This is a genomic window from Saccharothrix sp. AJ9571 (genome assembly GCF_021725495.1).
Classification (GTDB): Bacteria; Actinomycetota; Actinomycetes; order Mycobacteriales; family Pseudonocardiaceae; genus Amycolatopsis; species Amycolatopsis magusensis.
The window spans coordinates 5,092,225-5,105,544 of the sequence record NZ_CP091382.1 but is presented as its reverse complement, the minus strand read 5'-3'; the positions used below and the strand labels follow the sequence as shown (position 1 = coordinate 5,105,544).

At 71.6% G+C, this 13,320-nt stretch carries 11 protein-coding genes; 6 read left to right on the top strand and 5 right to left on the bottom strand.

What is annotated here, in order from left to right:
• Positions 1–126: 126 nt before the first annotated feature.
• Both L3Q67_RS23535 and L3Q67_RS23530 read left to right on the top strand, forming a co-directional pair.
• A complete protein-coding gene (locus L3Q67_RS23535; protein ID WP_499183632.1) occupies positions 127–2,151 on the top strand; it encodes an NPCBM/NEW2 domain-containing protein in 2,025 nt (674 codons plus the stop codon).
• A gap of 101 nt (positions 2,152–2,252) precedes the next feature.
• Positions 2,253–2,804: a DUF305 domain-containing protein gene (locus tag L3Q67_RS23530; RefSeq protein ID WP_499183631.1), complete on the top strand. Its 552-nt coding sequence runs from the start codon at positions 2,253–2,255 to the stop codon at positions 2,802–2,804.
• Positions 2,805–2,908: 104 nt separating this feature from the next.
• Here L3Q67_RS23530 and L3Q67_RS23525 read toward each other — a convergent pair whose 3' ends face one another.
• Positions 2,909–3,814, bottom strand: a complete 906-nt coding sequence (locus L3Q67_RS23525) for a hypothetical protein (protein ID WP_499183630.1) — start codon at positions 3,812–3,814, stop codon at positions 2,909–2,911.
• A 92-nt stretch (positions 3,815–3,906) separates the two neighbouring features.
• Between L3Q67_RS23525 and L3Q67_RS23520 the strand changes: the two genes are divergently transcribed.
• Positions 3,907–4,749: an SDR family NAD(P)-dependent oxidoreductase gene (locus tag L3Q67_RS23520; protein WP_499183629.1), complete on the top strand. Its 843-nt coding sequence runs from the start codon at positions 3,907–3,909 to the stop codon at positions 4,747–4,749.
• Positions 4,750–4,801: 52 nt separating this feature from the next.
• Entirely contained in the window at positions 4,802–5,587 is a 786-nt protein-coding gene (locus L3Q67_RS23515; RefSeq protein WP_499183628.1) for a class I SAM-dependent methyltransferase, read from the top strand.
• Here the strand turns inward: L3Q67_RS23515 and L3Q67_RS23510 are convergent.
• The 4 genes from L3Q67_RS23510 to L3Q67_RS23495 are packed head-to-tail and all read right to left on the bottom strand — an operon-like array spanning position 5,571 to position 11,508.
• Positions 5,571–7,916: a polysaccharide lyase 8 family protein gene (locus L3Q67_RS23510; protein ID WP_499183627.1), complete on the bottom strand. Its 2,346-nt coding sequence runs from the start codon at positions 7,914–7,916 to the stop codon at positions 5,571–5,573. The two genes, L3Q67_RS23515 and L3Q67_RS23510, sit on opposite strands and share 17 nt — an antisense overlap.
• A 13-nt stretch (positions 7,917–7,929) precedes the next feature.
• Positions 7,930–9,405: an aldehyde dehydrogenase (NADP(+)) gene (locus tag L3Q67_RS23505; protein WP_499183626.1), complete on the bottom strand. Its 1,476-nt coding sequence runs from the start codon at positions 9,403–9,405 to the stop codon at positions 7,930–7,932.
• A 16-nt stretch (positions 9,406–9,421) separates the two neighbouring features.
• The gene (locus L3Q67_RS23500) at positions 9,422–10,558 is read right to left on the bottom strand and encodes a hypothetical protein (protein ID WP_499183625.1); all 1,137 of its coding nucleotides are present in this window, start codon (positions 10,556–10,558) and stop codon (positions 9,422–9,424) included.
• Positions 10,555–11,508, bottom strand: coding sequence for a 5-dehydro-4-deoxyglucarate dehydratase (locus L3Q67_RS23495; RefSeq protein WP_499183624.1), 954 nt, complete (start codon positions 11,506–11,508; stop codon positions 10,555–10,557). The genes L3Q67_RS23500 and L3Q67_RS23495 overlap by 4 nt, the downstream gene beginning before the upstream one ends.
• A 129-nt stretch (positions 11,509–11,637) precedes the next feature.
• Here L3Q67_RS23495 and L3Q67_RS23490 point away from each other — a divergent pair, with 129 nt between their 5' ends.
• Entirely contained in the window at positions 11,638–12,441 is an 804-nt protein-coding gene (locus L3Q67_RS23490) for an IclR family transcriptional regulator (RefSeq protein ID WP_499183623.1), read from the top strand.
• Positions 12,442–12,469: 28 nt separating this feature from the next.
• Complete coding sequence (locus tag L3Q67_RS23485) at positions 12,470–13,294, top strand: NAD-dependent epimerase/dehydratase family protein (RefSeq protein WP_499183622.1); 825 nt, start codon at positions 12,470–12,472, stop codon at positions 13,292–13,294.
• Positions 13,295–13,320: the final 26 nt, after the last annotated feature.

The window sequence follows — 13,320 nt, the reverse complement described above, 5'->3', positions numbered from 1 at the left end:
CCCGCCCGCGTGGCGGGTGTTCGGATTGGCGCGCTCACCGCGCCCGGGCGGTTACATGGTAAGCGATTTTCGCGCTTTCCGCCGCGTCCGGCCCGGTTTTTTCCGCCGAACCGAGGAGGATTTCCCGTGTCCGCGAAACGAAGAACGCCGGCGCGCCGCTGGGGCCGGGTCCTGGCCGCGTCGCTGCTGCTCGGCACCACCGCCGTCCTCGCCCCACCCGTCACGGCCGCGGCGTCTCCCCTGGGCGACGGCCTCGCCCTCACCCCGCCGATGGGCTTCAACAACTGGAACAGCACCCACTGCGAAGCCGACTTCGACGACGCGCTGATCCGCGGCATCGCCGACATCTTCGTCTCCCGCGGGCTGAAGGACGCCGGGTACACCTACGTCAACCTGGACGACTGCTGGGCCCTGCCCGAACGCGCGCCCAACGGCGACCTCGTCCCGGATCCCGTGCGTTTTCCCCACGGCATCAAGGCGGTCGCCGACTACGTGCACGCGAAGGGCCTCAAGTTCGGCATCTACTCCAGCGCGGGCACCAAGACCTGCAACCCCGCCGGTTTCCCCGGCGCGCTCGGCCACGAACAGCAGGACGCGAACCTGTTCGCCTCATGGGGTGTCGACTACCTGAAGTACGACAACTGCAACAACCAGGGTGTCGGCGCGGTCGAGCGGTACACGAAGATGCGCGACGCGCTGCGCGCCACCGGGCGGCCCATCGTGTTCGCGATCTGCGAATGGGGCACGAACGACCCGTGGCAGTGGGGCAAGGGCGTCGGGCACCTGTGGCGCACCACGATCGACATCAACGACAGCTGGGCCAGCGTCCTCGGCATCATGAAGCAGAACACCGCGCACGCCGCCCACGCCGGGCCGGGGCACTGGAACGACCCGGACATGCTGGAGGTCGGCAACGGCGGCATGACCGCCACCGAGTACCGCTCGCACTTCTCGCTGTGGTCGATGATGGCCGCGCCCCTGCTGATCGGCGCCGACCTGCGGAAGGTGTCCCCGGAGACCTTCGAGATCCTGGGCAACCGGGACGTCATCGCGATCGACCAGGACCCGCTCGGCGTGCAGGGCGTGCCGATCCGGTCCGGGAACGGGCTGACCGTGTTCGTGAAACCGCTGGCCGACGGGGACAAGGCGGTCGCGTTGTTCAACGAGAACGAGACGCCCGCGCGGATCGAGACCACCGCGGCGGAAATCGGCCTGCCGCAGGCGGGCGGGTACCAGCTGCGAGACCTCTGGGCGCACACGGACGGCCACACCGCGGGCCGGATCAGCGCGCTGGTCCCCGGGCACGGCACCGCGATGTACCGGATCGGCGCGGACCGGCACTGGTTCCAGCAGCCGCCCGCGCTCGACGGCGCCGCGGAGGTCGAACTGTCCTACGCGCAGGCGCTGCCGGTGGTCGCGCCGGGCACCCCGGCCGCCTACACCACCACCCTCGCCAACCTCGGCGGCGCGCCGGTCCACGGGGTGCGGGCGCACCTGACCGGACCGCCGGACTGGTCGATCCGGGCGACCTCGGACTCGAGCACGGCGTTGTTGCCCGAGTCCGAGGAGTTCCGCACCACCTGGCAGGTGTCGGCCCCGCCGGGCACCCCGCCGGGGCGCTATCCGGTGACCGCCACCTTCACCTACCTCACCCCGCAGCACGGCACACCGGCGACGACGACCTACCAGGCCGAAGCCGTGGTCCCCGAGTTGCCGTCGCTCGGCACCCGGTACCTCAGCGACGTGTTGTGGCTGCGCTCGTCGAACGGGTGGGGGCCGATCGAAAAGGACCGCACGAACGGCCAGCGCATCGCCGGTGACGGCGGCCCGCTCACCCTGCGCGGGGTCACCTACGCCAAGGGCCTCGGCACGCACGCGCCCGCGTCGGTCGAGTACTTCACCGGCGGCTCGTGCTCGCAGGTGCGGGCGGTGGTCGGCGTCGACGACGGCCGCACCGGCGCGGTCACCTTCGAAGTGTGGGCCGACGGGGAACGGATCCACGACAGCGGGGTGCTCACCCAGGCGGACCCGGCCGCGCCGCTGAACGCCGACATCTCCGGCGCGAAGGCGGTCCGCCTGGTGGCCACCGACGGCGGCAACGGCACCGCGGGCGACCACGCCGACTGGGCGGACCTCACCATCACCTGCTGAAGGCCCCGGCGCGGTGCCCGGAATCCACTGATCCACCGTCCACGGTGAACCACCGCCGTGCGCGGACCGTATCCCCTGACGCCGCCGCACCAGGAGGATCGATGCGCACCAAGTCGTTTGCCTTGCTCGCCAGTCTGTTCGCCGCCGTTCTCCTCGCCGGGTGCTCGGCGTCCGGTGAGGAGAACCCCCCGGCCACGGGCGCCGGGAACGAGTCGGACATCCGCTTCTCGCAGCAGATGATCCCGCACCACCAGCAAACGCTGGAAATCGCCGCACTCGCCGAGCAGCGCGGGACGATGCCGCTGGTCAAGGAGACCGCCCAGGAGATCTCGGCCACCGAAGCCGCAGAAATCGAGCAGATGGCCGGGTGGCTGCGGAGCTGGAACGTCGAAATCCCGGCGGGCGGGTCGCACGCCGGCCACACCATGCCGGGAATGCTGACGCTGCAGGACATCGCGGCGCTGGAGAACGCGAAAGGCGCGGAATTCGACCAGATGTGGCTGACCACGCTGGCGAAACACCTGCGCGAAGGCATCGCGATGGCGAAGAACGTCCAGCTCACCGGCGCCCACCCGGAAACGAAGGCACTGGCGCAGAAGATCGTCGAAGGCCAGGAAGCGAAAATCGCCGAAATCACCCAAGCGTCCCCCTGACGATCTTCGAGGGTTGCTCAGGACACAAATGTGGCTTTGGGGGCCGAATCCGCCCCGAAAGCCACATTCGTGTCCCTGAACCGGTCGCGCCGGGGCCGAGTGGACTACTGCGTCTTGAAGTCCAGCACCGCGCCCTCGGCGTTGAGCCCGCTGACGGTCATCATGAGCTGCTGCCCCCCGGCTTTGCCCCAGCTCGCCTCACCACCCGCGCCGATGCGCATCTCACTCGACCCGCCACCGGCGCGGGAGTCTTTGAGCGTCACCGTTTTGTCGGTCACGGAGATGGTGAACCGGATGTCGCCCACCTTCACCCTCGAATCCGCGATGATCAGGATCTGACACGTGCCGTCCGCGCAGGCGCCGAAGTCGGTGCCGTCGGCGGCGGGCGGCAGCGGACCGTCCGGCGCCGGGGTGCTCGACTCCGCGTCCGGCCGGCAGTTCGGCGCGAGGTCGTGGGCGGCGGCCAGTCGGGGCTCGGCGGCCAGCAAGGCCGGCAGCTCCGGTCCGGCCGGTTTCACCGAGTCGACGAGTTCGTTGACCTTGCGCGCCCGATCGTGGAGCGGCCCGAACTCCTGGCCGAAGTTGCTGCCGAAGTCACCGGCCAGGGTCCGGACCTCCGGCACGATGCGTTCGAGCCCGGCTCCGAGGCTCTTGGCCAGCTCGTCGGCGGCGGGCACCCCCGAGGACGGCAGTCCGGTGAACTGGCCGGCCAGTTGCGCCACCGACCGGTCGGCCCCGCTGAGGAACTGGGACAGGCTCACCTCCGCGAAGGTGTCCGGCCGCGAAGCGTCCACGTCGAGCCCCTCGAACTCGGCCTGCTTGTCCACCAAGGACGACGTGGCTTCGCACAGGCCGCCCATCCAGGTGATCAACTCGGGGGAAGGCTGCGTCGGTTGCGTCGGCGAAGGAGGAGGTGGGGGCGGCGCGGCAGCCGGTGGCGGTGCCTCCTCCCCCGCGCAGCCACTCGCCACCAGCACCAGTCCCAGCGCCGCCCACACCAGCTTCGACATCCCCGCCCCTTCCGCTCACGAGAAAACCTAGCCACGGCCGCCGGGAGTGGTCCCGGGTTGGCACTTTGCGGCCATGGCCCAAACTGGGCGCCATGGGAGTTCTCGAAGGCAAGGCCGTGGTGATCACCGGCGCCGGGCGCGGCCTCGGTCGCGCGTACGCGTTGCACGCCGCCGCCGCGGGGGCCGCGGTACTGGTCAACGACGTGGACCACGAACCGGCGGCGGAGGTCGCCGCGCTGATCACCGGCAACGGCGGGAAGGCCGAGGCCAGCACCCATTCCGTGGCCGACGCCGAGCAGGCCGCCGCGATGGTCGGCCAGTGCGTGCGCGCGTTCGGCACGATCGACGGCCTGGTCGGCAACGCCGGGCTGAACTACCAGGTGCCGCCGTGGGACGACGATCCCGCGCGCATCCGCGAACTGATCGAGGTCAACGTGCTGGGCGTGCTGTACACCGGTCTGGCCGCGATGCGGGTGATGCGCGAGCGCGGCAGCGGTGTGCTGGTGAACGTGGCTTCCGGCTCGCTGCTGGGAAAGCGCGGCGGTGCCGCGTACTCGGCGTCCAAGGGCGCGGTCGCGTCACTGACCTACTCGTGGGCGGCGGACCTCGCCGACTGCGGGATCCGGGTCAACGCGATCAGCCCGCTGGCGTGGACCCGGATGGTCGAAGCGGACGAGGTGGAGCGGGCCAGGACGAGCCGCGACCTCACCCCCGGACTGGCCGCGCCACTGGTCACCTACCTGCTCAGCGACCTGTCCGCGGGCCTCACCGGGCAGCTGATCCGCCTGCGCGGGGACAAGCTGCACATCGTGCGGCAGCACGCGGTGAAGGAGCCCGTGCTGACCAGCTCGCGGTGGGAGGTGGCGGACATCGCCGCCGCGTTCGACGACGGCCTGGTGCCGGAGCCGCCCCCTGGCGAGCGCTGGAAGCTCTGACCGAGCGAATCCGCTGGACGGCCCGGGCGGCACTCACCTAGCGTCGGAAGACGTGGCCGCCGTGGATCTGGATGAGTTCGAGCGCCTGCTCGCCGAAGGAGAAGCCGAACCCGTCGAAGGCTGGGACTTCTCGTGGTTCGACGGGCGCGCCACCGAGGAACGGCCGTCCTGGGGCTATTCGCGCCTGCTCGCCGATCGCCTTTCCGCCGTCGAAGTCGCGTTGGACCTGCAAACCGGCGGTGGTGAAGTGCTCGCGGGCGCGGCGGGGAACGGGACGCGCCTGGTCGCCACGGAAGGCTGGCCGCCCAACGCCGCGATCGCCGCCCAGCGCCTGCGCCGCCTCGGCGGCACGGTGGTGCTCGCCGCCGAAGACGGCCTGCTCCCGTTCCGCGACCGCAGCTTCGACCTGGTCACCGGCAGGCACCTGATCGTGGAGCCGTGGGCCGAGATCGCGCGGGTGCTGCGGCCCGGCGGCACCTTCCTCACCCAGGGCGTGGGCAGCGGCACGAACCGCGAGTTGTACGAGTTCTTCCTCGGCCCCCAGCGCGGCGACGACCGCTCGGACGACGCCGCGGCCGGCCGGGCGGCGGACCAGGCCCGCGCGGCCGGGCTGGAAGTGCTCGACGTGCGTCACGAGCGGCTGCGCGTGGTGTTCCACGACATCGGCGCGGTGGTCTACTTCCTGCGCAAGGTGGTCTGGACGGTGCCGGACTTCACCGTGGCCAAGTACCGGCCGCGACTGGCCGAGCTGCACCGCAAGATCGTGGTGGAAGGCTCGTTCGTGGCGCACTCGCGGCGGTACCTGATCGAAGCCCGCCGGGTCAGCGGCCGATCTTGACCGTTCTGGTCGCGCCCTGCGCGCCGGCCACGTCCACGTCCACCGACTTGCGCAGGATCGTCACGCGGATCGACCGCTGCAGGTGCGTCGGATCCGCGACCGCGACCTGCCAGCCGTCGCGCACCCGTTCCACGGCGATCGACGCGGGCCCCGAGACGGTCAGGTCGTCGATCGTGCCGCCGGTGAAGAAGTTCGCCAGCAGCGTGCCCTCCCACAACCGGATCGCCTGCACCTCGGCGGTGTTCGACCGCACCCGCCACGACAACGCCGAAGCCGCCGTCGCCGCCGCGGAAGCACCGGGCAGCACCACGTACCCGTAGGTGGCGCCGGACGGGTTGGCGCCGTGTTCGATCACCACCTTCTGGTACCGCCGCGTGTACGGCGTGGTGGTGCCGCCGGTGTTCGCGCCCTTGTCGACGTCGGCCCAGGCCCCGGTGCGGTCCTCACGCAGGACCGAAACGTCCATATCGGACAGGAGCACGTACCCGCCGACACCGTCCAGGTGTACCCAGCGCGGTTCACGCAGCAATGTCGATTTACCGAGTTCGACCGGCAGCAGGCGGCCGTCGGCCCGCAGCGCGTTACGCGGATTCGTGCCCAGACCGCGGTTCTCCACCGTGGTCCGCACCTTCGCCCCGGAGGCGTCGGTGATGCCCGCGCCCAGGCACACCACCCCCTCGGGCGTGAAGAACCACGACTTCTTCGCGGTGAGCGTGCCGTCCTGCGAGATGAAGTCGACCCCGTAGGCCCCGTGCTGGGCGTCGAACCGCACGCCGCCGGAGAACGGCTTGCTGGACAGGGGAATCTGCTCCAGCTTCGGTGGTGCCGAATCCTTCGCCGTGGTGCCCGGCAGCAGGGTCGCGTCGACCGTCGGCCAGTACGCGTCGCTGTAGTGCCCCTCGGCGCCGGGCTGGAACACGTACAGCACGCCGTCGCCGGTGTACCAGCCACGCAGGTTCATCGAGTTGATCGCCTCGTAGCGGCAGATCCGCGTCGAGCTGACGCCGAGCGAAGCCGACCACGCGGGTGTCACGTGCAGCATCCGGTCCTGCTGCCCGAAAACGCGGTGCTGCGGCACGACCGGCGCCGGTACCGGGTTCGCGGCCAGCAGCTCCTGCGCGTACTCGACCTCGGGCACGCCGACCGGCTGCAGGCCGCCGGAGAACCGCCCGACGTCGGTCACCTCCAGGTACGGCGCCCATCTGCCGCGCTGGATCCACGCCGCGACCAGGCCGGTCAGCTGCGCGCGTTCCGGCTCGGGCGCGTTGCGTGCCAGCAACGCCGTGGCCGAGGTGAGCTGGTGCCCGGCGTCGTGCCCGGTCTCCCCCTGCCGGGACAGGAACCGGCCGCGCACCGGTTCCATCATGGAGCCGTCGAACATGAAGGGCGCCAGCGAATCCGGCACGGTCGCGCACATCGCGCGGCGGACGTCCTCCGGCAGCTCCCACGCCGTGCCGCGGGTGACCTCCATCAGCCCGGCCACCGCCTGCACCAGCACCAGCGCGTAGTGCCCGGGGTACGGGACCACCTCGTGCTGGAGGAACGACCCGTCGGTGTGGAAGCCGTCGCCCGCGGTCACCTTCGCGATCAGGCTGGCCGCGCCACCGCCGGCGACATCGGTCACCGCCTCCACCCCCAGCCGGATGCGGGCGTCGTCCGCCGTCATCGCGCCGGAGACCACGGTCAGGGTGGCTTTGTCGGCCCGGTTCGCGCCGGTCTCGACCACGCTCGGGTTGTTCGTGCGCCGGTTCGGGTCGGCGATGAACCGCAGCACCGGCCGCAGGTACCGCTCGCGATCGGCCGCCGGAATGATGTCCATAGTGGACGCAAGCGTCTGCACCAGCCACAACGGGGTGCCGATCTCGTAGCTGTACCAGTTCCCGATCTCGTCGGTGTGCTCGTTGTACTGCACCCGGTACAGCGTCTCCAGCGCGGTGTGGATCCGTTGCGGCAGCTCGGGCTTCCCCGACAGCGCCGAGCCCGGGGTCGCCCAGTTCACCGCGATCGTGCGCAGCCGGTAGTACATCTTCTGGAAGTAGGTGCTGCCCGGACCCACCGGCAGATCCGGCCACAGCTGGTCGATCCCGGTGTCCATCGCCGCGTGGTAGGCCACCGCGACCTCGTCGAGCGCCTGGACCGCCCGCGTGCGCTCCGGTGAGGTGCGCCCGGCGCCCACCTGCAGGTACCGGTAGGCGGCGATGATCTTCGCCGGATCGTTCCCCGGCGCCTGCGCCACCGCCGTGCCCGGGGCGAGCACCCCGGGCAGGGTGGTGGACGCGGCCACCGCCGCCCCGCCGAGCAACGCTGATCTGCGGGTGAGTTCGGGCATGCGTGTCTCCCAGTCAGAGGATTTGCGGTGAACCGTCCGTCCGCCGCGGCAGCTGCCACGGGTTGTCCTCGCGCAGGGCGGGCGGCAGCAGCGCGTCGGGGAAGCCCTGCCAGGCCACCGGGCGCAGGAAGCGGTCGATCGCGGCGGTGCCGACCGAGGTGGTGGTCGGGGCGGTGGTGGCCGGGTACGGGCCGCCGTGCTGCTGCGCCCAGGTGACCGTGACCCCGGTCGGCCAGTCGTTGAACAGCACCCGGCCGGCGATCCTGGCGAGCGGGGCCAGCAGCGGGCGCACGTCGTCCACTTCGGACTCTTCGGCGTGCAGGGTGGCGGTCAGCCCCGGCTCCAGCCCGTCGAGCAGCCCGATCAGCTTCTCCTGGCTGGAGTAGGTGATCACCAGCGAGGCGGGGCCGAAGCACTCGTGCCGCAGCACTTCCGTGCCCTGGGCGAAGTTCTCGGCGGTGGTCTTGAGCAGGGTCGGGGTGAACCCGGCACCGGCGGCCTCCGACTCGGAGACCACCTCGACGCCCTGGGCGGATCGCAGCGCGGCGACCCCTTCGCTGTACCCACCGGCGATGCGGTCGTTGAGCATCTGCTGCGTCGCGGCGCCGTCCAGCGCGGACTTCAGCGCGGTGTCCAGCCCGTGCTCGTCCGGCAGGAACACCAGGCCGGGCTTCGTGCAGAACTGACCGGCCCCCAGGGTGAACGAAGCGGCGTAGCCCTTCGCGATCTCCTCGCCGCGTGCCTTCACCGCGCCCGGGGTGACCACCACCGGGTTGACGCTGCCCAGCTCGCCGTAGAACGGGATGGGCACCGGGCGCGCGTTGGCGATGTCGAACAGCGCCCGCCCGCCGGGCACCGAGCCGGTGAACGAGGCAGCCGAGATACGCGGGTCCTTCAGGGCGGTCACCCCGGTCTCACGACCGTGGACCACCGCGAAGACGCCTTCCGGCGCACCGGCTTCGAGCAGCGCGGCGAGCAGGATCCGGCCGGTGAGGTCGGACAGGCGCGGGTGGCCGGGGTGCGCCTTGAGCACCACCGGGCAGCCCGCGGCCAGCGCGGAGGCGGTGTCGCCGCCCGCGGTGCTGAAGGCGAACGGGAAGTTGCTGGCGGCGAACACCAGCACCGGCCCGATCGGTGTCAGCACCCGGCGGATGTCCGGGCGCGGGCCCATCGGCCAGTCCGGGTCGGCGTGGTCCACGGTCGCGCGCAGGAACGCGCCGTCGGCCAGCACCTGGCCGAACAGCCGAAGCTGGAAGGTGGTGCGCTTCAGTTCACCGCGCAGGCGCGGCGACTCGGGCAGGTTGGTCTCCTCGGCGGCGAGCACGACGAGTTCGTCGGCTGCCGCGTCCAGCGCGTCGGCGGCGGCGTTCAGCCAGCCCGCGCGCTCGGCGGGCGTGCTCTCGGCCAGCGCGGGCGCGGCCTGCGCGGCGGCGGCGAGCACCCGGTCCAGTTCGGCGGCTTCGGTCTCGTGGGCGAATTCGGCAGACAAAACGGCAAGCTCCTCGTCAAACGGTGCGGCCGCCGCGCACGGCGGCCCGCAGGTCGGCCCAGCGACCGGCGCCGGCCAGGCCGAGGTGGTACAGGTGCAGTTCGGCCGCGCCGGCTTCGGCCAGTTCGGCGGTGTAGCGATCGATCCCCGGCACCGGGTTCGCCGCCACCGCGGTGATGTACGCGCCGACGTCCACAGTGGACGGCAGCGCCGCACGGGCGGCGGCCACCGCGGCCACGCTGGCCTCCCCCGGTGCCCAGCACTGGAGCACCACGGACTGCACGTCCCCTGGCGCGCTCGGGGTCAGTCCGGGCAACGCTCCCGTCACCCAGGGGTCCAGCGCCCCGTGCAACACCAGTCTAGGACCGGAGCCGAGCTCGGCAAGGACACCGGCGCGCAGCGCGTCGGTGGACCGCTGCCGCCCGGCGAGCACGGTGGCCTTGAGCCCGGGGGCCAGTTCGTCGTCGACCGCGCCGAGGTCCCCGCTCGTGATCAACCGGCGGGCTTCGGCGGCGAGCGCGGCCCGGACCTCGTCGGCGTCGGCGTCCCACTGAGCCGCGCAGGCGTCACAGCAGCAGATCGACAGCACGCGGGCCGCCGCGGGCGACCACACGCCGTCGGTCTTCTCGTGCTGGTGCTGGTGCACCGCGCCGAGCGGTCCGCAGGCCTCCAGGACCACCGAGCGGAAGTCCAGGTCGCGCACGCTTTCCGCGGCCACCTTGGCGGCGTACTCCCGGACCTCTTCGCGAGCCGGGCACAACGCCCACGGGTACACCTCGCCGAAGCAGTTCCGCACGGCGACCTCGGGGTGTTCGGTGCCCAGCAGCGAGTTGTGCGTGAACACCAGCCACGCCGCCGCCGGGATCCCGGCCTCGCCCAGCGCACGCACCGCGTCACCGGCGCTGTCCTCGGCGGTGGTCCAGTCCGGCGCGGCCGGACGCAGCCGGCCCCAGGCGGAATCCTTGATGGGCCGGTAGAAAGCGGCATGGCGGGCGATCACGGAGGAGGTCGTGGCCGACCACGGCGTCGCCGCTCGCGCGCTGTGGTACGAGACCGCGACGGCGACCTCGTCCACCTCGAGTTCGGCCGCGCGCTCGGTGAAGCCGGGGGTGTCCAGCACGTCCCACGGGTAGGCGTAGCCCGTCACCCTCATCGGCCGTCCCCGATCCGGCCGAGCACCGCGAAGCCTTCGGCGACGATGCGTTCCAGTCGTTCGAGCTGCTCCGGGCTGGGTTCACGCAGCGGCGGCCGCACGGAGCCGACCTTCTCCCCGCGCAGCCGGGCGGCGGCCTTGACCAGCGAGACCGCGAAGCCGGGCGTCTCGTCGCGCAGCGCGACCAGCGGCAGGTAGAACCCGGCCAGCAGCGCGTCCATCGTCGCACCGTCCCCAGTGGACAGTGCACGGTGGAAGGCGTGGGCGATTTCCGGGGCGAAGCAGTGCACCGCGGAGGAGTAGCGGGTCACGCCGATGGCGGCGTAGGCCCGCGCGGAGACCTCGGCGGTGGGCAACCCGTTGAAGAACAAGAACTCCCGGCCACGCGGGTCGTCGGCACCGCGGATACCGGTGACGATCCGGGTCATCAGGTCGACGTCGCCGACCCCGTCCTTGAGCCCGGCCACCGACGGCAGACCGAGCAGCTTGACCGCCGCGCCCGCGGTGAACACGCCGGGCGAGCGGTGGTAGACGATCACCGGCACCCCGCTGTCGCCGATGGCGTGGCGGACGTGGTCGACGAGCCCCTCCGGCGGCCCGGCCACCAGGTACGGCGGCAGCAGGAGCACCCCGTCCGCGCCCCCGGCCCCCGCCGCCGCGATCCCGGCCCGCGCCGTCGCCGCCCCGCCACCGGCACCCACCCAGATCGGCACCCGGTCGGCCACGACCTCGCGCGCGCGGTTCAGCAGCGCCTGCACCTCGTCCGGCGCCAGCGAACTGAACTCCCCCGTGCCGCAGGCGATGAAGAGCGCGCCCGCCCCCGCCTCGAGGTGCCGCTCCACGTGGTCCGCGAAGGCACCGAGGTCTACTTGAAGGTCTTCGGTGAACGGGGTGAGCGGGAACGCGAGCAGGCCGTCCAATTCGGTCTTGGGCTGTTCCAGCTGTCCCATCGGAACCCTTCTGTTCACATTTATGAATTGAGTCTGCTAGTGTGACGCACGTTCACCTACAAGAACACTGTCGCAGGACGTTAATATGGGCGCAGGGGACAAGTCAACCCGCAGGTGGAGGAGGGGTCGATGGCTCAGCCGACGGTTGTTTCAGCCGGTGAGAACGGTGGGGAGCCGGCGGGCGTGAAATCCGCGCGCCGCGCCATCGACCTGCTGGAGACCTTCGCCGCGAACGACGTCTGGATGTCGTTGTCGGACCTGCACGCCCGTACCGGGTTCCCGCGGTCCAGCCTGCACGGGCTGCTGCGGACCCTGCACGAGGCCGGCTGGCTGGAGACCGATTCCAGCGGCACGCGGTACCGGCTGGGGGTGCGCGCGCTGATCTGCGGCACCGCCTACCTCGACCGGGACCCGGTGGTGCCGTTCGCCACCGAGGCGCTGGAGCAGGTGCGGGAGCGCACCGGGTTCACCGCGCACTACGCGCGGCGCAACGGCACCGAGGTGGTGTACCTGGAGACCCGGGAGTCCGCGAAGTCCATCCACCTGGTGTCGCGGGTCGGGCGCACGCTGCCCGCGCACGCGACCGCGCTGGGCAAGGTGCTGCTCGCCGAACTCACCCACGACGAGATCGACGCGCTGCTGCCGAACCCGCTCACCGCGCTCACGCCGAACACGGTGACCTCGCTCGACGAACTGCACCGCCAGTTCACCGAGACCAGGGAACGCGGCTACGCCTCCGAGATCGAGGAGGGCACGCCGGGCATCCGCTGCGTGGCCTCGGTGGTGCCCTACCGCATCCCCGGCACCGACGCGCTCAGCTGCTCGATGCCGGTCGACCAGGTCACCGAGGCCGAGGCGCGGCGGGCGGGCGAGCTGATCGCCGAGATCACCACCGAACTCGGGCAAACCCTGCGACGCGCCGGTATCCGCTGAAGTCCCTGGTTGGAAAGAAAGAGGCGTCATGGCAGACGAGCGCGTCCTGATCACGGGTGCGTCCGGGGTGGTGGGCACCCTGATGCGACCGCGGCTGGCCAAACCGGGCCGGATCCTGCGGTTGCTCGACCTGCGCCCGCCCGCCCCGGCGGAGCCGGGTGAAGCGGTCGAGGTGCTCACCGGTTCGGTGACCGATCCCGAGGCGATGGCGAAGGCCTGCGAAGGCGCCGACGCGCTGATCCACCTCGGCGGGCACAGCCGCGAGAACTCCTGGGAAGAGATCCTCGAGGTCAACATCAACGGCACCCAGATCGCGCTGGCGGCCGCGCAGGCCGCGGGCATCAAGCGGGTGATCCTGGCGTCGAGCAACCACTCGGTCGGCTTCCGCCGCAACGACGAGGCGGGCCCCGATGGGCTGCCCGCCGATTCGAGCACGCGGCCGGACACGTACTACGGCGTGGGCAAGGCCGCGATGGAGGCGCTGGGCAGCCTGTACGCGTCGCGGTTCGGCATGGACGTCATCTGCGTGCGGATCGGTTCGTGCTTCGAGAGCCCCGTGGTGCTGGGGCCGCGAGGGCTGACGACCTGGCTCTCCCCCGACGATGGCGCACGCTTGTTCGAGGCCTGCCTCACCGCGCCTTCGCCCGGTTACCGGTTGATCTGGGGCGTCTCGGACAACAAGCGACGGCTGTTCTCGCTGGCCGAAGCCGCCGAACTCGGCTACCACCCCCAGGACGACGCCGAGTCGTACGCGGAACAACTGGCAGGCAAGCCGGGCCCCACGGGCATCGCCGCCGACCACATCGGCGGCCCCTTCTGCACCGCCCCGCTGGGCGAGTTCAACCCCCTCTGACGTGCCCCGAATGTGGCTTTGGGGGC